General features: G+C 69.7%; 18 protein-coding genes. 9 read left to right on the top strand and 9 right to left on the bottom strand.

Going from position 1 to position 22872, the window contains the following annotated elements:
- The first annotated feature begins 111 nt into the window (after window positions 1–111).
- On the top strand, window positions 112–1824 hold the full coding sequence (locus J1792_RS19200; protein ID WP_242646308.1) for a fumarate hydratase: 1713 nt from the start codon (window positions 112–114) through the stop codon (window positions 1822–1824).
- Between the two features lie 45 nt (window positions 1825–1869).
- Here the strand turns inward: J1792_RS19200 and J1792_RS19195 are convergent, their stop codons facing one another.
- Window positions 1870–3393, bottom strand: a complete 1524-nt coding sequence (locus J1792_RS19195) for a ricin-type beta-trefoil lectin domain protein (RefSeq protein WP_207247896.1) — start codon at window positions 3391–3393, stop codon at window positions 1870–1872.
- Between the two features lie 107 nt (window positions 3394–3500).
- On the opposite strand from J1792_RS19195, the gene J1792_RS19190 reads away from it, so the two are divergent.
- From J1792_RS19190 to J1792_RS19170, 5 genes are all read left to right on the top strand, one after another.
- On the top strand, window positions 3501–4895 hold the full coding sequence (locus J1792_RS19190) for a class II fumarate hydratase (protein ID WP_207247895.1): 1395 nt from the start codon (window positions 3501–3503) through the stop codon (window positions 4893–4895).
- A gap of 101 nt (window positions 4896–4996) precedes the next feature.
- The gene (gene fomD / locus J1792_RS19185) at window positions 4997–5695 is read left to right on the top strand and encodes a cytidylyl-2-hydroxypropylphosphonate hydrolase (RefSeq protein WP_086570833.1); all 699 of its coding nucleotides are present in this window, start codon (window positions 4997–4999) and stop codon (window positions 5693–5695) included.
- Window positions 5696–5783: 88 nt separating this feature from the next.
- Window positions 5784–6494, top strand: a complete 711-nt coding sequence (locus tag J1792_RS19180) for a class I SAM-dependent DNA methyltransferase (RefSeq protein WP_207247894.1) — start codon at window positions 5784–5786, stop codon at window positions 6492–6494.
- A gap of 58 nt (window positions 6495–6552) precedes the next feature.
- On the top strand, window positions 6553–8646 hold the full coding sequence (locus J1792_RS19175) for an ATP-binding SpoIIE family protein phosphatase (RefSeq protein WP_242705362.1): 2094 nt from the start codon (window positions 6553–6555) through the stop codon (window positions 8644–8646).
- A gap of 123 nt (window positions 8647–8769) precedes the next feature.
- Complete coding sequence (locus J1792_RS19170; protein ID WP_207247893.1) at window positions 8770–10233, top strand: catalase; 1464 nt, start codon at window positions 8770–8772, stop codon at window positions 10231–10233.
- A 215-nt stretch (window positions 10234–10448) separates the two neighbouring features.
- Here J1792_RS19170 and J1792_RS19165 read toward each other — a convergent pair whose 3' ends face one another.
- Together J1792_RS19165 and J1792_RS19160 are read right to left on the bottom strand one after the other, a co-directional pair.
- Window positions 10449–10982 carry an alkyl hydroperoxide reductase gene (locus tag J1792_RS19165; protein ID WP_086570854.1) on the bottom strand — a complete coding sequence of 178 codons (534 nt, stop codon included), beginning with the start codon at window positions 10980–10982 and terminating at the stop codon, window positions 10449–10451.
- Between the two features lie 11 nt (window positions 10983–10993).
- Entirely contained in the window at window positions 10994–11548 is a 555-nt protein-coding gene (locus J1792_RS19160; RefSeq protein WP_086570852.1) for a peroxiredoxin, read from the bottom strand.
- A 186-nt stretch (window positions 11549–11734) separates the two neighbouring features.
- Between J1792_RS19160 and J1792_RS19155 the strand changes: the two genes are divergently transcribed.
- A complete protein-coding gene (locus J1792_RS19155; protein ID WP_372446162.1) occupies window positions 11735–12703 on the top strand; it encodes a hydrogen peroxide-inducible genes activator in 969 nt (322 codons plus the stop codon).
- Window positions 12704–12782: 79 nt separating this feature from the next.
- On the opposite strand, the gene J1792_RS19150 is transcribed toward J1792_RS19155, so the two are convergent.
- The 5 genes from J1792_RS19150 to J1792_RS19130 form a co-directional block, all read right to left on the bottom strand.
- Entirely contained in the window at window positions 12783–15092 is a 2310-nt protein-coding gene (locus tag J1792_RS19150) for an ABC transporter permease (RefSeq protein WP_086570850.1), read from the bottom strand.
- The gene (locus J1792_RS19145) at window positions 15089–15775 is read right to left on the bottom strand and encodes an ABC transporter ATP-binding protein (RefSeq protein ID WP_086570848.1); all 687 of its coding nucleotides are present in this window, start codon (window positions 15773–15775) and stop codon (window positions 15089–15091) included. Before J1792_RS19145 ends, J1792_RS19150 begins: the two co-directional genes overlap by 4 nt.
- Window positions 15772–16296 (bottom strand): PadR family transcriptional regulator, encoded by a 525-nt coding sequence (locus tag J1792_RS19140; protein WP_086570846.1) that lies wholly within the window; start codon window positions 16294–16296, stop codon window positions 15772–15774. Before J1792_RS19140 ends, J1792_RS19145 begins: the two co-directional genes overlap by 4 nt.
- Before the next feature lie 73 nt (window positions 16297–16369).
- Window positions 16370–16633, bottom strand: coding sequence for a type II toxin-antitoxin system antitoxin (locus J1792_RS19135; RefSeq protein ID WP_086570844.1), 264 nt, complete (start codon window positions 16631–16633; stop codon window positions 16370–16372).
- Window positions 16630–17565, bottom strand: coding sequence for an SPFH domain-containing protein (locus J1792_RS19130; protein WP_207247892.1), 936 nt, complete (start codon window positions 17563–17565; stop codon window positions 16630–16632). The genes J1792_RS19135 and J1792_RS19130 overlap by 4 nt, the downstream gene beginning before the upstream one ends.
- A 240-nt stretch (window positions 17566–17805) precedes the next feature.
- Between J1792_RS19130 and J1792_RS19125 the strand changes: the two genes are divergently transcribed.
- Entirely contained in the window at window positions 17806–20091 is a 2286-nt protein-coding gene (locus J1792_RS19125; protein WP_207247891.1) for a transglycosylase domain-containing protein, read from the top strand.
- Between the two features lie 144 nt (window positions 20092–20235).
- Here the strand turns inward: J1792_RS19125 and J1792_RS19120 are convergent, their stop codons facing one another.
- Complete coding sequence (locus J1792_RS19120; RefSeq protein WP_207247890.1) at window positions 20236–21057, bottom strand: hypothetical protein; 822 nt, start codon at window positions 21055–21057, stop codon at window positions 20236–20238.
- 1336 nt (window positions 21058–22393) lie between these two features.
- On the opposite strand from J1792_RS19120, the gene J1792_RS19115 reads away from it, so the two are divergent.
- On the top strand, window positions 22394–22828 hold the full coding sequence (locus tag J1792_RS19115; protein WP_207247889.1) for a hypothetical protein: 435 nt from the start codon (window positions 22394–22396) through the stop codon (window positions 22826–22828).
- The last annotated feature ends 44 nt before the right edge of the window (window positions 22829–22872 follow it).

The following is a 22872-nucleotide window of genomic DNA, read 5'->3' as shown; positions in this document are numbered from 1 at the left end:
GGAGGCGGGCGTCGAGTGAGTCTTACCTCACCTCCTGCGCCCCCCGACAGGGTTCTACGCTGTTTCAGTGCTGTCGAAGATGCCGGCACACAGCCGTCTGCCGAGTGAGGAATGGCCTCCGATGTCCGCTACCCCCGCCCGACCCACCCTGCGTTCGCCTACACCGACCTGCTGCCCACGGGCGAGGACACCACGGAGTACCGCCTGATCACCTCCGAGGGTGTCTCCACCTTCGAGGCCGACGGCCGTACCTTCCTCAAGGTCGAGCCCGAGGCGCTGCGCAAGCTGGCCGCCGAGGCGATGCACGACATCTCGCACTACCTGCGCCCGGCCCACCTCGCCCAGCTGCGCAGGATCCTCGACGACCCCGAGGCCTCCCCGAACGACCGCTTCGTCGCCCTCGACCTGCTGAAGAACGCCAACATCGCGGCCGCCGGCGTGCTGCCGATGTGCCAGGACACCGGCACGGCGATCGTCATGGGCAAGCGCGGGCAGAACGTGCTCACCGAGGGCGAGGACGCCAAGGCCCTCTCGCACGGCATCTTCGACGCCTACACCCAGCTCAACCTGCGGTACTCGCAGATGGCCCCGCTGACGATGTGGGACGAGAAGAACACCGGCTCCAACCTGCCCGCGCAGATCGAGCTGTACGCGACCGACGGCGGCGCGTACAAGTTCCTCTTCATGGCCAAGGGCGGCGGCTCGGCCAACAAGTCCTTCCTCTACCAGGAGACCAAGGCGGTCCTCAACGAGGCCTCCATGATGAAGTTCCTGGAGGAGAAGATCCGTTCGCTGGGCACCGCCGCGTGCCCGCCGTACCACCTGGCGATCGTCGTGGGCGGCACGTCCGCGGAGTTCGCGCTCAAGACCGCGAAGTACGCCTCCGCGCACTACCTCGACGAGCTGCCCACCGAGGGCTCCCCCACCGGTCACGGCTTCCGCGACAAGGAGCTGGAGGAGAAGGTCTTCGAGCTGACGCAGAAGATCGGCATCGGCGCCCAGTTCGGCGGCAAGTACTTCTGTCACGACGTCCGCGTGGTCCGGCTGCCGCGCCACGGTGCCTCGCTGCCCGTCGCCATCGCCGTCTCCTGCTCCGCCGACCGCCAGGCCGTCGCGAAGATCACCGCCGAGGGCGTCTTCCTCGAGCAGCTGGAGAAGGACCCGGCGCGCTTCCTGCCGGAGACCACCGACGCTGAACTCAATGGCGGCTCCGCCGCGGGCCTGGAGTCGGACGGCGACGTCGTCAGGATCGACCTCAACCGTCCGATGGACGAGGTCCTCGCCGAGCTGACCAAGTACCCGGTCAAGACCCGGCTCTCGCTGACCGGCCCGCTGGTCGTCGCCCGCGACATCGCCCACGCGAAGATCAAGGAGCGGCTGGACGCGGGCGAGGAGATGCCGCAGTACCTCAAGGACCACCCGGTCTACTACGCCGGCCCGGCCAAGACCCCCGAGGGCTACGCCTCCGGCTCGTTCGGCCCGACGACGGCCGGCCGCATGGACTCCTACGTCGAGCAGTTCCAGGCCGCGGGCGGCTCCAAGGTCATGCTGGCCAAGGGCAACCGCAGCAAGCAGGTCACCGACGCCTGCGGCGCGCACGGCGGCTTCTACCTCGGCTCGATCGGCGGCCCGGCCGCCCGCCTGGCCCAGGACTGCATCAAGAAGGTCGAGGTCCTCGAGTACGAGGAGCTCGGCATGGAGGCCGTCTGGAAGATCGAGGTCGAGGACTTCCCGGCGTTCATCGTCGTCGACGACAAGGGCAACGACTTCTTCGTCGACCCGTCCCCGGCGCCGACCTTCACGTCCATCCCCGTCCGCAAGTGACCCGTGCTCCTGTGGGCCCCGCACCGGGGCCCACAGGAGGACCGGCTACGCGAAGCTCTGCGACGCCGAGCCGTCGCACTTCTGCAGCCGCACCGGCTCCTTCGCCCCCGCCAGCGTCAGGCACAGGTCCTGCGCCGCCGACGGGCGGAACGTCGAGCCGGACTTCGTGAACCGCTGGTTGGCGCCCCCGTGGCAGTTCCACAGCGCCACGGCCGCGCCCGCCGCGTACTTCCCGCCCGGCACGTCCACGCACCGGTCGTGCGTCAGCGCGGAGTGCAGCGAGCCGTTCCCCGCGTCGTACCACCAGTCCTGGTTGCGGCTCCCCGAGCACGGCCAGCCGCCGACCTGGGTGCCGTTGGCGCTGGCGGCCCCGTACGCGTCCACGCAGGTGCCCGTCGCCGCGCTCTTCAGCGGCTTGTACGCGTCGTCCCAGGCGCCCTTGTGCAGCACGGGCTTCCCGGTGCTCGCCGGGTCGGCGCAGCCCGCCTCCTGGTAGCCGGAGAGGTAGATCTGCGTCAGGCAGGACGCGAAGGCGCCGTGGCCCCGGAAGTTGGGGTGGAAGGACTGCCGTACGGAGTTCTCGTTCGGCGGGAAGGGGTTGGTCACGTCGACGTAGAGGCCGCGGGCCCAGGTGTCCTCCATGCAGACCTCGTGGCCGTGGAAGAGCCGGGAGTTGTCGAGGTAGACGGCGCCGGTGTCCCGGGCGGCCTTGCGCATCCCGCGCTCGAAGGCGGGGACGGCCTGGTTACGGCCCCACACGGAGTCGGAGGTGTGGCCGACGCAGCCGTCGAGGAGCTTGCCGCGGTAGCCGGGGTTGTCCTCGAAGTCGGGGCCGATGGGGCTGGGGTAGCCCATGACGACGAGCTTGTAGTCGCCGCTCGCGTACCCGGCGTCCGTCATCACCTTGCGCAGGTCCCGTACGGTCTGCTCGACCTTGGGCACCAGGCCGTCGACGCGGGACTGCCAGGCGGGGGCGTACTTCGGCTCGCAGGGGCCCTGGAGGGTGAGGTAGCGGGTGACGCAGTCGGTCATCACGGGGCCGAACTGCAGGTCGTCGTTGGCGCCCGCGACGAGCAGCACCATCTTCACGCGGGTGGCGCGGGCCTTGACGGCCAGGGCGTCGCTCTGCACGAGCTCGTCGGCGTACTGCTTGCTGCCGCCGATGCGGATGTTGGCGGTGGACGCGCCGGAGCAGGCGACGTTGTAGGTGACGTCGGCGCCTATGGCGGTGCGGTGGACGGCGGCGTCGGGCGAGCGGTGGCACCAGTTGTCGGGGCCGTTGGTGCCCGGTTCGTAGGTGCCGACGCCCTCGCCGGAGATCTCGCTGTCGCCGAGGGAGACGAGGGAGGTCTTGCGTTCCTGTAAGGGGCGCTCGGCGGGGTCGCCGTAGAGCCGCACGGCCTCTGCGGCGCGGAGCTTCTCCAGCTCGGGCGGCAGGGGGGTGGACGCGGTGGCGGCGGCGCGGGGCTGTGCGGCCGCGCCGGGAGCGGTGACGGTCAGTCCGCCGAACGCGGCGGCGAGTGCCGCCAGCGCGGCGAGGGAACATCGCAGGGTGGGTCTGCGTGTCATGAAGCCTCCCCGAGTTCTGTTGTTACCAGCGGTATTTACTAGTCGGTTGTGGCTTTGGGAACAGGATGGACAAGACAAACCTTGTGTTTGTCAGGAGGTAAGTGACCATGACCGACAGCGAGCAGTACCGGCTCGAGCACGACTCGATGGGCGAGGTGCGCGTCCCCGCGCACGCCAAGTGGCGGGCACAGACCCAGCGGGCCGTCGAGAACTTCCCCGTCAGCGGGCAGCGCCTGGAGCGGGCGCACATCGCCGCGCTGGGCCGGATCAAGGCGGCGGCGGCGAAGGTGAACGCCGAACTGGGCGTGCTCGACAAGGACGTGGCCGGGGCCATCGCGGACGCGGCGGCCGAGGTCGTCGAGGGCCGCTGGGACGAGCACTTCCCCGTCGACGTCTTCCAGACCGGCTCCGGCACGTCCTCGAACATGAACGCGAACGAGGTCATCGCCACCCTCGCCGGCGAGCGGCTCGGCAGACCGGTCCACCCCAACGACCACGTCAACGCCAGCCAGTCGTCCAACGACGTCTTCCCGTCCTCCATCCACATCGCCGCCACGGCCGCCGTCACCGCCGACCTCGTCCCGGCGCTCGAGCACCTGGCGGCCTCGCTGGAGCGCAAGGCGGAGGAGTTCGCCGAGGTCGTCAAGTCCGGCCGGACGCACCTGATGGACGCGACGCCGGTGACGCTCGGTCAGGAGTTCGGCGGGTACGCCGCCCAGGTCCGGTACGGCGTCGAGCGGCTGCGCTCCTCCCTGCCGCGGCTCGCCGAACTCCCCCTGGGCGGCACGGCCGTGGGCACGGGCATCAACACCCCGCCGGGCTTCTCCGGCGCCGTCATCGCCGAGGTCGCCCGCACCACCGGTCTGCCGCTGACCGAGGCCCGCGACCACTTCGAGGCGCAGGGCGCGCGCGACGGCCTGGTGGAGACCAGCGGCCAGCTGCGCACCATCGCCGTCGGGCTCACCAAGATCGCCAACGATCTGCGCTGGATGGCCTCCGGCCCGCGCACCGGCCTCGCCGAGATCAACCTGCCCGACCTCCAGCCCGGCTCCTCGATCATGCCGGGGAAGGTCAACCCGGTCGTCTGCGAGGCCGTCCTGATGGTGGCCGCCCAGGTCACCGGCAACGACGCCACCGTCGCCACCGCCGGCGCCGCCGGGAACTTCGAGCTCAACGTGATGCTCCCGGTCATGGCGAAGAACCTCCTGGAGTCCATCCGGCTGCTGGCCGCCGCCTCCCGCCTGCTGGCCGACCGCACGATCGACGGCATCACCGCCAACGTGGAGCGGGCCCGCGAGTACGCCGAGTCCTCCCCGTCGGTCGTCACGCCGCTGAACCGCTACATCGGCTACGAGGAGGCCGCGAAGGTGGCCAAGAAGTCCCTCGCCGAGCGCAGGACCATCCGCGAGGTCGTCCTGGAGGCCGGCTACGTGGAGCGCGGCCTGCTCACCCTGGAGCAGCTCGACGAGGCCCTCGACGTGCTGCGCATGACCCGCCCCTGAGGCGCGCCCGGACGGGTACGGGCCTTTGGCCCGTACCTTTGCGGTACACATCACGGCGGACTTCCCCGCGCATCGGTGCCCCGGGCACCTAAGATCTCCGCATGACAGCGGACACGACGGGGACGACGGGCGGGGCGGGCACCGCCCACTGGGCACCGGGGAGCCACATCCTCTGGCGTTACCGCGGCAACACCAGACCCGGCACCGAGGGCCGCATCCACATCTGCCGTCCCGTCACCGTCGTCGAGGACACCGACGAGCTGCTCGCCGTCTGGATGGCCCCCGGCACCGACTGCGTCAAGCCGGTCCTCGCCGACGGCACCCCCGTCCACCGCGAGCCGCTGGCCACCCGCTACACCAAGCCGCGCGCCACGTCCGTCACCCGCTGGTTCGGGCCCGGGGTGCTCAAGCTCGCCCGGCCCGGCGACCCCTGGTCGGTCTGGCTGTTCTGGGACCTCGACTGGCGCTTCCGGAACTGGTACGTGAATCTCGAGGAACCGCTCGCGCGCTGGGCCGGCGGCGTCGACTCCGAGGACCACTTCCTGGACATCGCCGTCTACCCCGACCGCAGTTGGGAGTGGAAGGACGAGGACGAGTTCGCGCAGGCGCAGCGCGCCGGCCTGATGCCCGCCGACCGGGCCGAGCGGGTACGGGCCGCGGGGCGCGCGGCGGTCGAGCTGATCGAGGCCTGGGACGCGCCGTTCACGGCGGGCTGGGAGGGGTGGCGGCCGGACCCGGGGTGGACGGTTCCCGAGCTGCCGGGCGACTGGGGCCGCACTCCCACGCGCATCGGGGCGTGAATCGGAGCGGGAAACGCTTGCCGAATCCCCGCGAGGCAACCGTAGGATCGGCCTCCGCGATACTCGCGAGACGGCACGGCACTGCAGGATGAAGGAAAGTCACGGTCACAGGAGGGGCGAAGCCGTGGGCGGTCAGGACCGGCGGGACTACGACGGCTACGCCCGGTTAGGGCTGGACCGCAATGGACAGGCCGAGGCGTTCGACGCCATCGGCGACCGTTACGACGAGGCCTTCCCGCACAAGGAGGGCCAGCTCGCGGCCGGCGCCTGGCTGGCCGCCGCCCTGCCGCCGGGCTCCCGGATCCTCGACGTCGGCTGCGGCACAGGCCTGCCGACGGCCCGTCAGCTGATCGCCGCGGGCCACGAGGTGACCGGTGTCGACCTCTCCCCCGGCATGCTCGACCTGGCCCGCGTCAACGTGCCGGACGCCGCCTTCCACCGGGGCGACCTCGCCGATCTGCGCGACGGGCACCTGGGCACCTTCGACGGCGTCGCCGCCTTCTTCGCGCTGCTGATGCTGCCGCGCCCGGAGATCCCGTACGCCCTGCGCATGCTGCACGACCTGCTCAGACCCGGGGGCCTGATGGCGCTCTCGATGGTCGAGGCGGACGTCGACGACTACGCGATCCCGTTCCTGGGCAACACGATCCGGGTATCGGGATACCTGCGGGAAGAACTGCGCCAGGTCGTGCGCGACGCGGGATTCGACATCGCCGGGGAGAGCTCGCCGGCGTACGCCCCGGCGAGTACGGACGTACCACCCGAGATCCAGCTCTTTCTCAACCTGCGCCGCGTCTGACCCACGTGTGTCCCGCCCCCGGGCGGGGCGCACGGCCCCGACGGATGGAACCCCACGCGTGACGGAGCACTCCAACTCCCACGGAAGACACCCCTTGCCCCTGCCGGGCCAGGGGCACCGTGAGCCCGGTGACGCCGCGGCCGCCGACCGGCGCCGCGAGGCCGTCGCCGCCCCCGCCGCCCGGCACGCCGACGGCGAAGCCCACGCCTCCGCCGACACCGGCACCGAGGGCAGCCGCGACGGCCACCACGAGCCGGAGCGGCGGGCGCGCGCGAGCGCCGAGGCGCACGCCTCCGCCGAGCACCCGGACGCCGCCGGGCCCGCCTCCCACGAGGACCGCACGGGCCGTCCGGGCGGCGTGCCGTCCCCCGCCGGTCCGCCGGACGGCGGCGGCACCGGCCCCGCCGACGCGGCCCGTACGCCCGCCGGAGGCCCCGGCGGCGGCGAGCGGCTGCGGTTCGTGGGCGCGGCCACGCGGCGCATCGCGCGCGGGATCGACCTGGACGAGATCGTGCTGGGCCTGTGCCGGGCCACGGTGCCGACGTTCGCCGACGCGATCCTGGTCTACCTGCGCGACCCGCTGCCCGTCGGCGACGAGCGGCCCGTGGGCCCGGTGGTGCTGCGGCTGCGCCGCACCGACCGGCTGCCGGAGTACGTCCGCGAGGATCGTGAGGACACGGACGCCCCGCCGGAGCGGCTGCCCGACCCCGGCCCGGAGCTGGCGGAGGCGGCGGCCGAGCGCTGCGAGGTGCGCATAGGCGGGCCGCTCGCGGAGGTGCTGCGGGGGGTCAGGCCCGTGTTCGGGGACTCCTCGGCCGCGCGGGCGGCGCTCCCCGAACTGCTGGGCGAGGGCCGGCACGTACCGCTGTGCCAGCGCACGATCCTGGCGCCGCTGCGCGGCCGCCGGCGGGTGATCGGGGCCGCGGTCTTCATCCGCCGCATGGACCGGCCCGCCTTCGAGGGCGACGACCTGCTGGTCGCCGCGCAGCTGGCGACCCACACCGCGCTGGGCGTGGACAAGGCCGTGCTCTACGGCCGCGAGGTCTACATCGCGGACGAGCTGCAGCGCACCATGCTGCCCGACTCGCTGCCCCAGCCGACCGGCGTGCGGCTGGCCAGCCGCTACCTCCCGGCGGCCGAGACGGCCCGGGTGGGCGGCGACTGGTACGACGCCATCCCGCTGCCCGGCAACCGGGTGGCGCTGGTGGTCGGCGACGTCATGGGCCACTCCATGACCTCCGCCGCCATCATGGGCCAGCTGCGCACCACCGCGCAGACCCTGGCGGGCCTGGACCTGCCCCCGCAGGAGGTGCTGCACCACCTCGACGAGCAGGCGCAGCGGCTGGGCAGCGACCGCATGGCCACCTGCCTGTACGCGGTCTACGACCCGGTCGCCCACCGCATCGTGATCGCCAACGCCGGCCATCCCCCGCCCGTCCTGCTGCACCGCGGCGGCCGGGCGGAGGTGCTGCGGGTGCCGCCGGGCGCGCCGATCGGCGTGGGCGGGGTGGACTTCGAGGCCGTGGAGCTGGACGCGCCCGCCGGGGCGACGCTGCTGCTCTACACCGACGGCCTGGTGGAGTCGCGGATACGCGACGTGTGGACCGGCATAGAGCAGCTGCGCGAGCGGCTGATCGACACCGCCCGGCTGACCGGCCCCAACCCGCCGCCGCTGGAGCCGCTGTGCGACGAGGTGCTGGGCATGCTCGGCCCGGGCGACCGGGACGACGACATCGCGCTGCTGGCGGCCCGTTTCGAGGGGATCGCGCCGAGCGACGTCGCCTACTGGTTCCTCGACCCGCGCCCGCAGACGGCCCGTCAGGCCCGCCGGCTGGCCCGCCGGGCGCTGACGCGCTGGGGCCTGGAGGATCTGTCGGACTCGGTGGAGCTGCTGGTCAGCGAGGTGATCACCAATGCGGTGCGGTACGCCGAGCGGCCGATCACGCTGCGTCTGCTGCGCACGGACGTGCTGCGCTGCGAGGTCGGCGACGACGTCCCGCAGCTGCCCCGGCTGCGCCAGGCACGGCCCTCGGACGAGGGCGGCCGGGGCCTGTACCTGGTCAACAAGCTCGCGCGGCGGTGGGGGGCGACCCGGCTGAGCACCGGGAAGGTGGTCTGGTTCGAGCTGCCGCTGCCCTCTCAGGGGCGCTGAGACCGAGTTCCGGACAGAGTCCGTTCTTTCGTTGCCGACGCACTGTCGGCAACGAAAGACTGACCGCGCCGCGGACGGGCAGGCATCCGCCCGTCCCACCGTCATCGTTCCGGGAGGCGTCCCATGACCGATTCGGCGCAGAGCATCCCGTACACCACGGACAACGCCGGCATCCCGGTGGAGAGCGACGAGCACTCGCTCACCATCGGTGACACCGGGCCCATCCTGCTCCAGGACCACTATCTGATCGAGAAGATGGCCCAGTTCAACCGCGAGCGGGTTCCCGAGCGCGTGGTCCACGCCAAGGGCGGCGGCGCCTATGGGCACTTCGAGGTCACGGGCGACGTCAGCCGCTACACCAAGGCCGACCTCTTCCAGCCCGGCCGGCGCACGGACCTGCTGGCCCGCTTCTCGACGGTCGCCGGCGAGCTGGGATCGCCGGACACCTGGCGCGACCCCCGCGGCTTCGCCCTCAAGTTCTACACGCGGCACGGGAACTACGACCTGGTCGGCAACAACACCCCCGTCTTCTTCGTGCGCGACCCGCAGAAGTTCCAGGACTTCATCCGCTCGCAGAAGCGCCACCCGCGCACCGGGCTGCGCGACAACGACATGCAGTGGGACTTCTGGACGCTCTCCCCGGAGTCCGCGCACATGGTGACCTGGCTGATGGGCGACCGGGGCATACCGAGGACCTGGCGGCACATGAACGGCTACGGCTCGCACACCTTCCTGTGGGTCAACGAGGCCGGCGAGAAGTTCTGGATCAAGTACCATTTCAGGACCGACCAGGGCGTCGAGTTCCTCACCCAGGCCGACGCGGACGAGCTGGCCGGGCACGACGCGGACCGGCACCGCCGCGACCTGTACGAGGCCATCGAGGACGGCGACGCGCCCTCGTGGACGCTGTACGTCCAGGTGATGCCCTTCGAGGCGGCGGCGGACTACCGCTTCAACCCCTTCGACCTCACCAAGGTGTGGCCGCACACGGACCATCCGCTGATCGAGGTCGGGCGGATGACGCTCGACCGCAACCCCGAGGACCACTTCGTCCACATCGAGCAGGCGGCCTTCGAGCCCTCCAGCATGGTGCCCGGCATCGGCCCCTCCCCGGACAAGATGCTGCTGGGCCGGCTCTTCTCCTACCCCGACACCCACCGCTACCGCATCGGCCCCAACTACCAGCAGCTGCCGCCCAACCGGCCGCACGCGCCGGTGGCCTCGTACGCCAAGGACGGGCCCATGCGCTACCAGCCCGCCCGCGTCTCGCGGCCGTACGCGCCCAACTCCTACGGCGGCCCGGCCGCCGACACCCACCGCTTCGGCGAGATCGCGGGCTGGGCGGCGTCGGGCGAGATGGTGCGCGAGGCCTACCGCCTGCACCGCGAGGACGACGACTGGGGCCAGGCGGGCACGATGGTGCGCCAGGTCCTCGACGACGCCGCGCGCGAGCGGCTGGCCTCCAACGTGGCCGGCCATCTGTCTGCGGGCGTGAGCGACCCGGTCCTGGAGCGGGCGCTGCAGTACTGGCGCGCGATCGACAAGGCGCTGGGCGACCGGATCGCCGCCAGGATCAACGGCCGCTGAGCACTAACGGTCACTCTTCTCTATCGGGACCTTGCACGCAGGTTGTCGAACCGTGACTGGCTGGAGCCAGCAGACTAGGCCAACCCCAGGTACAGCGTCTGGCGCGGGTATGTCCGCCGCAAGGTGGGAGGGCAACCCACAGCACCATGGCCAAGGGCCCGCCCCGACCCTGGGTTCCAGTGGTCGGAGCGGGCCCTTGCCCGTATTCGTGAACGTCAGCCGTTCAGCACGGCCTCGGCGTCCAGGGTGGCGCCGACGGCCTGCAGGACGGAGGCGATCTTGAACGCCTCCTGGATCGTCTCGCGGTCCACACCGGCCTTGCGCAGCACCTGCTCGTGAGAGTCGAGGCACATGCCGCAGCCGTTGATGGCGGAGACGGCCAGGGACCACAGCTCGAAGTCGACCTTCTCCACGCCCGGGTTGCCGATGACGTTCATCCGCAGGCCCGCGCGCAGGTTGCCGTACTCCGGGTCCGACAGCAGGTGCCGGGTGCGGTAGTAGACGTTGTTCATCGCCATGATGGCGGCGGCGGCCTTGGCGGCCGTGTACGCCTCGGGCGACAGGTTGGCCTTGGCCTCCGGCTCCAGCTCGCGCAGCACGATCGGCGAGCGGGTCGCGATCGCGCAGGAGAGGACGGTGCCCCACAGCTGCTGCTGCGGCAGGTTGGAGTTGCCGATGACCGAGCCGAGGTTCAGCTTCAGGTCCTTGGCGTAGTCCGGTATGGCGGACTTCAGCTCATCGAGGGCCATGGGGAATCAGCTCACTCGCCCGCGAGGAGCTTGACCGCGTCGAGGGTCTCCTCGCCCTTGGTCCAGTTGCAGGGGCACAGCTCGTCCGTCTGCAGGGCGTCGAGGACCCGCAGGACCTCCTTGGGGTTACGGCCGACGGAGCCGGCGGTCACCATGGCGAACTGGATCTCGTTGTTCGGGTCCACGATGAAGACGGCGCGCTGGGCGTAGCCGTCCTCGCCCTCGACGCCGCAGGCCTGCATCAGCTCGTGCTTGGCGTCGGCCAGCATCGGGAAGGGCAGGTCGCGCAGGTCCTTGTGGTCCTTGCGCCAGGCGTGGTGGACGAACTCGGAGTCGCCGGAGACGCCGAGGATCTGGGCGTCACGGTCGGCGAACTCGTCGTTCAGCTGACCGAACGCGGCGATCTCGGTCGGGCAGACGAAGGTGAAGTCCTTGGGCCAGAAGAAGACGACGCGCCACTTGCCCTCGTAGGACTTGTTGTCGATCTGCTTGAAGGCCTTGTCCGCGTCGAGGTCCACGCAGGCGGTCAGGTCGTACTGGGGGAACTGGTCACCGACAGTGAGCACGCGCTCTCCTTGCAACTGAGGAAACCCCTGTTCACAAGGTTTCCTGCGGGTTGGACGTCCACCACAGTGCCACAGGAGGCATTGATAGCGGAAATAGCTAGACTGGGTGGTGTTGATCGGAGGTGGTTATCAGTGACGTCGTCCATAGCCCAGGGGCAGCCGGAACCGGGACCGGGGCGGGCCGCGGTGGGCCGGCCCGGGGCGGGAAGGATCCCGCCGGCGCGGCCCCGCCAGCCCAGTCTCAGCCAGCTGCGCGCCTTCGTCGCCGTGGCCGAGCACCTGCACTTCCGCGACGCGGCCACGGCCATCGGCATGAGCCAGCCCGCGCTCTCGAGCGCCGTCGCGGCGCTCGAGGAGTCCCTCGGCATCCAGCTCCTCGAGCGTACGACGAGAAAGGTGCTGCTCTCGCCCGCGGGGGAGCGGCTCGCCGCGCGCGCCTGCACGGTCCTGGACGCCGTGAGCGACTTCATGGAGGAGGCCGACGCGGCCCGCGCGCCCTTCACCGGCGTGCTGCGGCTCGGCGTCATCCCGACCGTGGCGCCCTACCTGCTGCCCACGGTCCTGCGCCTGGTCCAGGACGCCTACCCGGCCCTCGACCTGCAGGTCCACGAGGAGCAGACCTCCTCGCTGCTGGACGGCCTCACCCACGGCCGCCTCGACCTGCTGCTGCTCGCCGTGCCGCTGGGCGCCCCCGGCGTCGCCGAAATCCCGCTCTTCGACGAGGACTTCGTGCTCGTCACCCCCTGCGACCACTGGCTGGCCGGGCGCGGTGACATTCCGCGGGAGGCGCTGCGCGAGCTGGACCTGCTGCTCCTCGACGAGGGGCACTGCCTGCGCGACCAGGCGCTCGACATCTGCCGGGAGGCCGGGCGCGCCGAGGGCGCGGCGATGACGACGAGCGCCGCCGGGCTCTCCACGCTGGTGCAGCTCGTCGGCGGCGGCCTGGGCGTCACCCTGCTGCCGCGTACGGCCCTGCGCGTCGAGACCGGCCGCAGCGACCGGCTCGCCACCGGTGACTTCGCCGAGCCGGCGCCCTCGCGGCGCGTCGCGCTGGCGATGCGCAGCGGGGCGGCGCGCCAGGGCGAGTTCGAGGAGTTCGCGGCCGCGCTGCGCGTCGAGCTGGCGCGGCTGCCGGTGCGGATCGTGGAGAAGTGACGGGCCGAGCCGTACGCCGGTAAGGGGCGCCCCGCAATGGAGGGCGCCCCTTACCTGCGTACGGCTCACCGCTGTACGGCTAATCCGCCCGCAGTCCGTCCGGACGGGTCAGCCGCCACAGCGTCGGCAGCGCGGCCGCCGTGATCAGGGCGATGACGCCCAGGCCCCAGCCCACGACGGGCAGGAAGGCGAACCAGTCCTTCACCGGCCGCGACACCAGCGTGAGCATCGTCCACCCCAGGGCCACGCCGCTCGCCACGGCGAGCGCCATGCCCAGGACCACCGGGATCGCCGTCTGCCAGATCACCGACAGCGCCACCGTGGAGGTGCGGGTGCCGAAGGCGGACAGCGTGGCCAGCGCGCGCTTGCGCTCCCGCAGCTGCTCGTGGGTGGCCAGCATCAGGCTCACGGCGATCAGGGCGAGGGTCAGTGCCGCGCCGGCCGGCAGGGAGCGGAGCAGGACCCAGTAGTCGGTGTCCTCCTCCTTGGGCCTGAAGCCCGTGTCGAAGACGTCGATGGCGGGATCGACCCGTGCCGCGGTGTTGCGGACGTACTCGAGCGCCCAGGGGGAGGACGGGTCGAGGCGCATCCGCACGACGGCCGAGACGTCCGGCAGGCCCCGGGTGTCGAGGGCGCCGGGGGTGGCCAGCACGCCGCTGACGCCGCCCCGGCCGAGGGAGTCCTCGCGCGGTCGCGTGCCCGTGACCGCCGAGGCCGGAACGGTCCACCGCCGCTTCTCCCGGCCCCGGCTCGGCAGGGACAGCTCCATGCCGGGCCGGGCGTACGGGCCGGTGAAGACGTCGCCGTCCGTGCAGGAGTCCAGCTCGGCGAGCTCGCGCAGGGTGGCGCAGTCGGCGACGGCGACCGACACGACGCCGCCGCTGTTGTTCCGGGAAGCCTCGAACGTGATGTGGCCGACGGCCTGCCGTACGCCCTTGGTCGCCCGGAACGTCTCGGTGAGGTCCCGGGCGTCGCCTCCGGAGGGGAGGTACCGGCCGGCGGTCACCACCGGTCCATGGCCGTCGTCCTTGAAGACCGGAAGGAAGAGCCAGGTTCCGGCCAGCAGCATCTGGAGGGAGATCGCCCCCGCCACGGCGACGAGGATCCCGCTGACCGCCCGGGACGCCGGGCCGCTGTCCAACTGCAGGCGGCGGACGGCCAGTTGCCAGGACGGCGGGCCGCCGCGCAGACGCGCGACGAACGCGCCCACCAGCCAGGGCAGCAGGGCCGCGACGCCGGCCATCAGCAGCACCGCGCCCGCCGCGGCCTGGTAGCCGGTGATCCAACCCCCGTACAGACCGGGCGCCTTGCCGTCCGGCGGGATCAGCAGCGCCAGCCCCACCACGGGAAGCAGGATCCGCCACCACAACCTGCGCGGTCCACGGGCCGTTTCACGGACCACGCCGAGCGGCTCGATGGCCACACCGCGCAGCGCGAACCACGACACGAGGACGGCCCCGACCGGCACCGCGACCGCGATGCTCACGGCGGCCAAGACGCACGGCACCACGTCGGAGGGGAACACGCCGACGCTGTAGAAGCTCACCGAAGGGGCGAACCGCCGCGCCACGAGGAAGAATCCGGCTCCCACGACCAGTCCCAGCAGCGACCCGCTCAGGGCCTCACCGGCCGCGACCCGCCGCGTCATGCGGCTGTCCGCGCCCACCAGCCGGAGCGCGGCGAGCCTGCGGTCGCGCCGCTCGCCGCCGAAGCGCACGGCCGTGCCGATCAGGACGGCGACCGGCATCAGCAGCACGGCGCAGGCCATGCCGACGAGCACCTTCAGTTCGGGCCGCATCGGGTGGGGCCACGCCGGCCTGTCGAAGGCGTCGATCCGCGCCGCACCGTACGGCGGGGACGTCCCCGGCCCGCGCACGACGAGGCGGTCGCTGCCCGCGTAGTAGGCCAGTTCGTCGGGGCCGACGAGCCCCTGGTCGCCGATGGTTCCGGTGATGCGGTACGGGAGCCGCTCCTTCAGCAGCTCGGCGTCGGCGGAGCGCAGGAGGCGGGCCAGGGCGGGGGAGACCACCATCTCGCCGGGGCCGGGAAGCTCCGCCACGCCGGGCGGCTTCGGGGCCCGCGGGCCTTCGGGCCGCAGCAGGGCGCCCCCGATGTCCCGGCCGCGGTACACGGTGTCGGCCGGCTGGAACAGCAGCGTCGTGGGGCCGGCCGCCATGGGTGTGCCGGCGCTGAGGGGCTCGCGCGCCGAGGCGCGCTTCTCGCGGGCCTCGAGCGCCTCCGGCACCGACGTCATGACCAGCAATAACGCCACCCCGATGCCGACGCCCACCGCTGTCAGCGCCGTGCGCAGCCAGCCCTCGCGGCCGCCGGTGACGGCGAAGCGGGCGCCCATGGCCAGATCGCGCGCCCAGACGCGCGGGCCGGTCATATCGCGCCCGCCATGTCGGTCGCCCGCCCGTCGCGCACCACGACCTCGCGGTCGGAGTAGGCGGCGACGCGCACGTCGTGGGTGACCAGGACGACGGCCGCGTGGGCCTTGCGCGCGGCGTCCGACAGCAGATCCATCACCAGCTCGCCGTTGAGCGAGTCCAGCGCGCCCGTCGGCTCGTCGGCGAAGATCACCCGGGGGCGGGTCACCAGCGCGCGGGCGACCGCGACGCGCTGCTGCTGGCCGCCGGAGATCTCCCCGGGGCGCCGGGTGCGTACGTCCTCCACCTTCAGCCGCTCCAGCCACTCGAGGGCGCGGTCCTCGGCCGCCCGGCGGCGGACGCCGGACAGCCGCAGCGGCAGCGCTACGTTCTCCACGCAGGTCAGCTCCGGCACGAGCTGCCCGAACTGGAACACGAAGCCGAAGTCGGTGCGACGCAGCGCGCTGCGCTCGGCGTCGGACATGCCGGTCAGGTCCTGCCCGTCGTAGCCGACGAAGCCCGCGTCGGGGCGCACGATGCCGGCCAGGCAGTGCAGCAGCGTCGACTTGCCGGAGCCGGAGGGGCCCATGAGGGCCACGATCTCGCCGGGGTGGACGGAGAACTCGGCGCCGTCGAGGGCGGTGGTCGGCCCGTAGGCCTTGCGCAGGCCGGTGCCCGCGAGGAGGGAGCCGGCGGGGGTCACGCTCCCACCGACTTCGCCAGCTGCCCCAGGCGGGCGGCGGTCAGCTCCAGCCACCGCAGGTCGGCCTCGAGGTGGAAGAGGGCGTGGTCGCAGATGAGCTGGTCGGCGAGGTCGCCGGCGCGCTTGCGCTCGGTGAGGGCGCGCATCAGCCGCAGGTGCTCGGCGCGCTGCGCGTCCAGCAGCCGGGCCGCGTCGCGGCCGGTCAGCAGGGCGAGGACGATCTTGGTGTAGAGCGTGGACTGGAGGTAGGGCTCGGGCTTCTCGGGCTGTGCGAGCCAGTGCTCGACGTCCGTGACGCCGGCGTCGGTGATGGCGTAGCGCTTGCGGTCGGGGCCGCCGCCCTGCTCGATGCCCTCGACCTCGACGAGGCCGTTCTTCAGCAGTCGGGACATCGTGGAGTAGACCTGCCCGTAGTGCAGGGGGCGGTCCTGGCCGAAGCGTTCGTCGAAGGCGCGCTTGAGGTCGTAGCCGTGCCGGGGGCCGGCCTCGAGCAGGCCGAGCAGCGTGTGTCCGATTGACATGGGCAGCACTGTACACCGCGTGTATACACAGTATGTATAGACGCGGTGCACAGCCGATCGGACCGCTTCGGATCTATGAGGTCCCCGGTCCTCCGTCCGCTTCCCTCTCCTGCTCCGCCTTCGACGGCCGGCCCCGGCGGCGCATGGCGGCCGCCTCCCTGGGCATCCGCCCGGCGTCGGTCAGTGCCTTGCGCAGCAGGAACTCGATCTGCGCGTTGGCGCTGCGCAGCTCGTCGTTCGCCCAGCGGGTCAGCGCGTCGTGGACCAGCGGGTCGAGCCGCAGCAGCACCTGCTTGCGCTGCTGCGGCCGTCCGGCGCGGCGGGCGTCGTCCGTCACTGGTAGAGGGAGCCGGTGTTCAGCACGGGCTGAGCGGCCCGGTCACCGCACAGCACCACCATCAGATTGCTCACCATGGCCGCCTTCCGTTCCTCGTCCAGCTCGACGATGCCCTGCTCGTTGATGCGCTCCAGGGCCTGCTCGACCATGCCCACCGCGCCCTCGACGATCAGTTTGCGCGCGGCGACCACCGCTCCGGCCTGCTGGCGCTGGAGCATGGCCGAGGCGATCTCGGGGGCGTAGGCCAGGTGGGTGAAGCGCGACTCGATGATGCGCACGCCGGCCGTCTCGACGCGGGCGTGGAGCTCGAGGGCGAGCTTCTCGGTGATCTCCTCGGCGTTGCCGCGCAGCGAGAGCGCGTCGTCGTCGTGCGCGTCATAGGGGTACTCGATGGCGATGTGGCGCACGGCCGCCTCGGTCTGGGTGGAGACGAACTCCTGGAAGTCCTCCACCGCGAACATCGCCTGCGCGGTGTCCTCGACCTTCCAGACGACGACCGCGGCCAGCTCGATGGGGTTGCCGTAGGCGTCGTTGACCTTCATGACGGGCGTCTCGTGGTTCCGGACCCGGGTGGAGATGTCCTCGCGGCTGGTGAAGGGGTTCACCCAGCGCAGGCCCTCGTTGCGGATCGTGCCGCGGTAGCGCCCGAAGAGCTGGACGACCTTGGCCTGGCCGGGGGCGATGGTGTTCAGCCCGCTCATGGCGATGATCGCGGCGAGGCCGACGAGGATCCCCGCGGCGACGAGCGCGGCCGTCGCGCCGCCCGCGACGTGCGAGCTGGTCGCGACGCCCGTCGCCACCAGGCCCGCGCCGGCGAGCAGGCCCACCAGGCCCAGCAGCAGGGCGAGGCCGCCGCCGATGTCGTTGGCGGGCAGTTCCCGCACGCGTGGCGCGGGCGTGGTGGGCGGGTGCTCGGTGCTGTTCGTGGACATGGTGTCCCCCCGTTTCGCTCGGCGTGCGGTGGTCCTCCGCACGTTCTCGGCTGTCTATCAAAGTGATAGCACATTATCGCCCTGTACGGTTTCCCCCGCACTACGCCGCGCCCGGTTCCCGCCGACCGGGGTGCTGTATGTCACGTCCGTTATTGCCGTGATCGATGGGCGTTTGATGGCAGTTGCGGTGTTAGCTTCGTGAGCTGGGTTGGGGGCGGACGGACTGGAGCTACGGGAGAGATGGGCCGAGCGCAAGCGCGACAGGCGCAGAACAAGGGCAGTGGCCCCGCAAGGGGTGGCAACAAGCCCAAGAAGAAGGGCATACGCCGGTTCTTCACCTGGAAGAAGCTGCTGGCCTACTTCATAGCCGTGATCGCCCTGGGGATGGGCGCGTTCTACGCGCTGTACCTCTCCGTGGACGTGCCGAAGGGCAACTCGGCGGCCAAGCTGCAGAGCAACGTCTACAAGTCGAGCGACGGCAAGACCATCGCCCGCATCGGCGAGGTCAACCGCGAGGAGGTGCCGCTGGCCAAGGTGCCGGAGGTCGTCCGGCGCGCCGTCGTCGCCGCGGAGAACAAGAACTTCTACACCGACCCGGGCGTCGACCTGAAGGGCACCGCCCGCGGCATCTTCAACACGGTCATCGGCCGTGGCAAGCAGGGTGGTTCGACGATCACCCAGCAGTACGTCAAGAACTACTACCTGGACCAGAGTCAGACCGTCACCCGCAAGGTGAAGGAACTGATCATCTCGCTGAAGGTCCAGGACGAGAAGTCCAAGGACGAGATCCTCGAGGGCTACCTCAACACCAGCTACTACGGCCGGGGCGCCTATGGCATCCAGGCCGCGGCGCGGGCGTACTACAACAAGGACGTCGACAAGCTCAGCCTCGAGGAAGGCGCCTACCTGGCCGCCCTCCTGCAGGCCCCGAGCCAGTACGACTTCGGCCCCGCCTCCACCGAGGCCGGCAAGACCAACGCCAAGAAGCGCTGGAACTACGTCCTCGACAAGATGGTCGAGCAGGACTGGCTCGACGGCGGCAAGCGCCAGGGCATGCAGTTCAAGGAGCCGGGCAAGCCCAAGGCCGCCGCCGGTCTGAAGGGCCAGAACGGCTACCTCATCGAGGCCGCGAAGAAGGAGATCATTCGCGACCTGATGCGGGAGGGCGACGGCCGCAGCGCCAAGGACGCCGAGCAGATCTTCGCGGCCGGCGGCTGGACCGTCACGCTGAGCATCGACTCCAAGAAGCAGGCGGCCCTGGAGAAGGCGGTCAAGGACAAGCTGCTCGAGGACCTCGACCCCAAGACGCGCGAGGTCGACAAGCACGTCCAGGCCGGCGCCGTCTCGGTGGACCCGAAGACCGGCAAGATCGTCGCCCTCTACGGCGGCGCGGACTTCGCCACCCACCAGATCAGCAACGCCACCCGCGCGGACTACCAGCCCGCGTCGACGTTCAAGCCGCTGATCCTTGCCTCGGCGCTGGAGAACGACTCCAAGACCCAGGACGGGCAGCCGATCAACTCCTCCACGATCTACGACGGCACCACCCGCCGTCCGGTCCAGGGCAGCACCATCCCCTACGCCCCGCCGAACGAGGACGAGCACAGCTACGGCCCGGTGACGGTCCAGAAGGCGATGAACGACTCGATCAACTCGGTCTTCGCACAGATGGTCGTCGACGTCGGCATGGGCAAGGTCAAGAAGACCGCCGTCGACCTGGGCATGAAGAGCGACTTCGACGAGACCCCGGCCATGGCGCTGGGCTCCATGGGCGCCAGCCCGATGGAGATGGCCGGCGTCTACGCGACGCTGGACAACCACGGCAAGAAGGTCACCCCGAGCGTCGTGAAGTCGGCGACGCTGCGCGGCCAGGACTTCAAGCTCCCGGGCGCCATCGGCGACCGCGTCGTCGAGCGCAACACCGCCGACGGCCTGACCTCGGTCATGACCGGCGTCGTCGACGACGGTACGGCCAGCGTCGTCTCCAACCCCGCCTACCAGGTGGCCGGCAAGACCGGTACGTCCGACGACAACAAGTCGGCCTGGTTCGCCGGTTACACCCCGGGCCTGGTCACCACCGTGGCCATGTTCGGTGAGGGCCAGGGCGGCACGCAGGTGACCATCCAGGGCACCGGCGGCGGCGGCCGCGTCAACGGCGGCAAGTACCCGGCCCAGATCTGGGCCGCGTACACCTCCTCCGTCTACGGCGACGGCGACGACGAGACCAAGTTCGACATCGAGACCGACAGCGGCTTCACCTCGGTGCAGGGCCCGGCGCCCACCGCCTCGGGCACGCCGTCCGCCCCGGCCTCGCCGAGCCCGTCGTCGACGCCGTCGAAGAGCACGCAGTCGCCGTCCTCGACGCCGTCGCGGTCCGCCTCGGACAAGCCGTCGAACAAGCCGACGAACAAGCCGACGAACAGGCCCACGCCGCCGATCCCGACCGGTCCCACGGTCCCCACGGGCGGCTCGACCGACGGCACCCGGCCCAACGGCGGCCGGGAGACCCAGATCCCGCCGCAGTAGTCCCGTACGACGCGACCGGCTGCCGTCCCCATGGAGGGGGCGGCAGCCGGTCGCATTTGGGCGCTAATCCGCTCTCGCCCCACGAGTGATTTTGCCTTCGTGAGCTGCCATCGATTTAAAACTGGATTCGCTCGCCCCAGACAACTACTTTGCGCTGATCGCTGATGCGGCACTGCGCATCAGATTGTCCTTGCTTCTTTTTATCTCGTTCAAAGCGTCACGATTTTTGGCGATCATATTCTCCTGAATAGCTATTTCGGTTGAGCGCCAAATGGGAATGAGATTTGTTTCGCGCTTGCATGAGACGTCGACCTCGGCCGTTGCGATCTCATCAGCGGACGCTGTGCCGGTGAGGAATTTGGGGTCGTCGTTTGCCTGCATCGGGTCTGTGTATTTATATCCTTTTACCCTCATGCAGGAGGACCACTTCAAGAAGACTTCCTTAACTCGGGGCTCCTTCAGGGAAGTTCGGTAACTGTCTCCATTGATTTGCTGTACAAGATCGGCGACAAGTGGATCACCTCCTGTTAGTTTCGTGAGGGACTCGCCGAGGCATCCCCCCTCAGGGACCACCGCGCCGCTTCGAAGCCTAGATTGAGCCTTTGCCGTTCTTTGTTTATCGCTTACTTCTTGGCTGGTGGCGGTCAGAGCTAGCCATTCTTCAGGGGTGCGCTTCGGTTCTACTGACGGTGCGGCAAATTTGTTCCTCCCAGACGTCAGGAAGTCTGGCCTGTAGCCGTACTTCTTCACCTGTGCAGCGTCGTATGAACCGTAACGTAGATCGTCTAGTTCTTTCAGGTCGTCGGAACCGGGCTCTCGGACTTCTGTCGGCCTGAAGTCCTTGAAGCCCATGCGGGTCATGCATTTTTGAACGAGCGCATTCTTAGCCGTATTGATCTGGGAAATTTCAATTCCCGACAACCGGTATGATGTGATGGGGAGTGGGAGTGCAGAGACGTCCCCCACATTGCGCACGGGACCGCTCGAGGTGCTCTTGGTTTCGAGTTCTTTACTCGTCTCACTGTCGTGTAATGAGCGGCTCCTTGAGTTCGGAAAACCGCCACTTGAGTTTGCGCAGCCCGACACTGTAGCCGATGCCAGTGCGACGGAGAGACATAGAAGTACTGCGTGCTTGGTTTTCGTGTTCACTTATTCCACGCACCCTCGACGAGCGAGGCATTTGCGACACTCGTGTACGAGTTGCTGCTCACCTTTCCCTTGGCGAATTCAGAATGGCGATCGCCGTTTTCGTGCTTTGGGTAGTAGTTGTGGGAAGCGTTATGTTGTGGGTAGGGCCGAGGAAGATCCTGCTCCAGGCCGGAAGTATGTCGTACGGGCCCTTGAAGTAGCTATTCACGTGGATGCAATAATCTGTTCCTTCGGATCGATTGTCTGCAGAGGCTGCGGCGTTCTTTAGATATTCTCCGGCCCCTCGCCCCGTGCCGGGCGCAAAAATCTGACCCTCATGGTTGGATCCTCCCCGGTACATGGGGGCGACGGCGCCATTCCATTGGTTGCCGTAATAGAGGCATCCTTGGCCGGGGTAACACCGCTCCGTAGGCCCGGGAAGAGGCCTTCCGTCCGCAGATGCTTCGGCTGGCGTCAAGGATAAAAGAAGGGCTGCGGCGCCTAGTGCGGCAAACGCTGCCGTGGGTGCAAATTTCGACATACCTGCTCTCCTGATGATTGGCAAGGTGGTGACCTTTCGTTCGCTAATTGCGGCGAGCCACGTGAGCGAGGCCCGGTCTTTATACTTCACTGTCGCACAGTCGGGGCGCAAGTAATCTAGATATCCTGGCCGAAAATAAACTGCCCAGCGCGTGTTTCTCACTGCCGCCAACATGATGCCGCCAATATCCACAAGAAAATGAACTCGACTCCTCTGACGTCATCCACCAGGTCCGCAACAACGGCAACGGCACCGGGATTCCGACAACGCGAGCTAGGCCGGACGGCGATGGAGTTGCCAGGGGCAGGTAAGAGTTCCGTTAGCGAGGCTGTTTCGCTACCATCCCAGCCGCAGCCGATTGGAGAGCTCCGCTAGTGGTGTCGCTCACACACCTACCCTTTCCTCCATGCCGCTCCGTCAGGGCGGACGTCTGACCATGACGGCTATCCGCCAATAAACATGCATTAACCAGCCATCTCCTGAGGCAAGGTCTTGGCTTCAAGCCGTTGTACGTGATGCCATCCGGCGGTCTACCTCAAAATCCCAGCCAGGAGGCATCTCGTGGTCACTTCAAGATTGGCCATAACAGCAGTCGCGGCGATAGCTGCTGTTGGCATAACCGCTACCCCTTCCGTGGCCGACAAGCAGAGCATTGCGGGTGCGCCCATAGCTGCTGAAGCCAACGCCAAGACCAAGGCGATCGCAGCCGCCAACCCTGCCGCCACCCAAGCGGCAGCGACCGTTTGCGGCTCTAGTTACAAGCTGATACACGCTGAACGCCTCCCGGAAAGAGCGATCAGATGGGGCACTTTGTTCGCCTTCTCGAACGGAGGCGTCGGGCCTAATGACACAATATGCGCAATCTTCGACAACAATACAGACGTAGCGCGACACATGAAGCTGCAGATCTGCAATAACAGCACCAGTCCGCGCTGCCAAACCGATGAAGGAGTTTTTAAGCAATACGCAGGGCCGGTCCGCATGGATGATTGCCCCGTGATCACAGCTGTCATGCTGACCGCAGACGGCTCAATGGCAATAAACGCGCGTCGCGACTTCTGTCGATGAACCCCATGGGCAGCGCAGAGGCAGTGAATGCTACTCATGCGCAC

This window comes from Streptomyces triculaminicus, from assembly GCF_017349075.1.
Taxonomy (GTDB): Bacteria; Actinomycetota; Actinomycetes; order Streptomycetales; family Streptomycetaceae; genus Streptomyces; species Streptomyces triculaminicus.
The sequence above is the reverse complement of the archived record's forward strand: the minus strand, read 5'-3'. Positions and strand labels throughout refer to the sequence as shown.

Excerpts from the sequence above, each read along its gene's own strand:
- J1792_RS19200 (WP_242646308.1), top strand. The coding sequence starts at position 112 with ATGGCCTCCGATGTCCGCTACCCCCGCCCGACCCACCCTGCGTTCGCC.
- J1792_RS19195 (WP_207247896.1), bottom strand. The coding sequence starts at position 3,393 with ATGACACGCAGACCCACCCTGCGATGTTCCCTCGCCGCGCTGGCGGCA.
- J1792_RS19190 (WP_207247895.1), top strand. The coding sequence starts at position 3,501 with ATGACCGACAGCGAGCAGTACCGGCTCGAGCACGACTCGATGGGCGAG.
- fomD (WP_086570833.1), top strand. The coding sequence starts at position 4,997 with ATGACAGCGGACACGACGGGGACGACGGGCGGGGCGGGCACCGCCCAC.
- J1792_RS19180 (WP_207247894.1), top strand. The coding sequence starts at position 5,784 with ATGAAGGAAAGTCACGGTCACAGGAGGGGCGAAGCCGTGGGCGGTCAG.
- J1792_RS19170 (WP_207247893.1), top strand. The coding sequence starts at position 8,770 with ATGACCGATTCGGCGCAGAGCATCCCGTACACCACGGACAACGCCGGC.
- J1792_RS19165 (WP_086570854.1), bottom strand. The coding sequence starts at position 10,982 with ATGGCCCTCGATGAGCTGAAGTCCGCCATACCGGACTACGCCAAGGAC.
- J1792_RS19150 (WP_086570850.1), bottom strand. The coding sequence starts at position 15,092 with ATGACCGGCCCGCGCGTCTGGGCGCGCGATCTGGCCATGGGCGCCCGC.
- J1792_RS19140 (WP_086570846.1), bottom strand. The coding sequence starts at position 16,296 with ATGTCAATCGGACACACGCTGCTCGGCCTGCTCGAGGCCGGCCCCCGG.
- J1792_RS19130 (WP_207247892.1), bottom strand. The coding sequence starts at position 17,565 with ATGTCCACGAACAGCACCGAGCACCCGCCCACCACGCCCGCGCCACGC.
- J1792_RS19125 (WP_207247891.1), top strand. The coding sequence starts at position 17,806 with ATGGGCCGAGCGCAAGCGCGACAGGCGCAGAACAAGGGCAGTGGCCCC.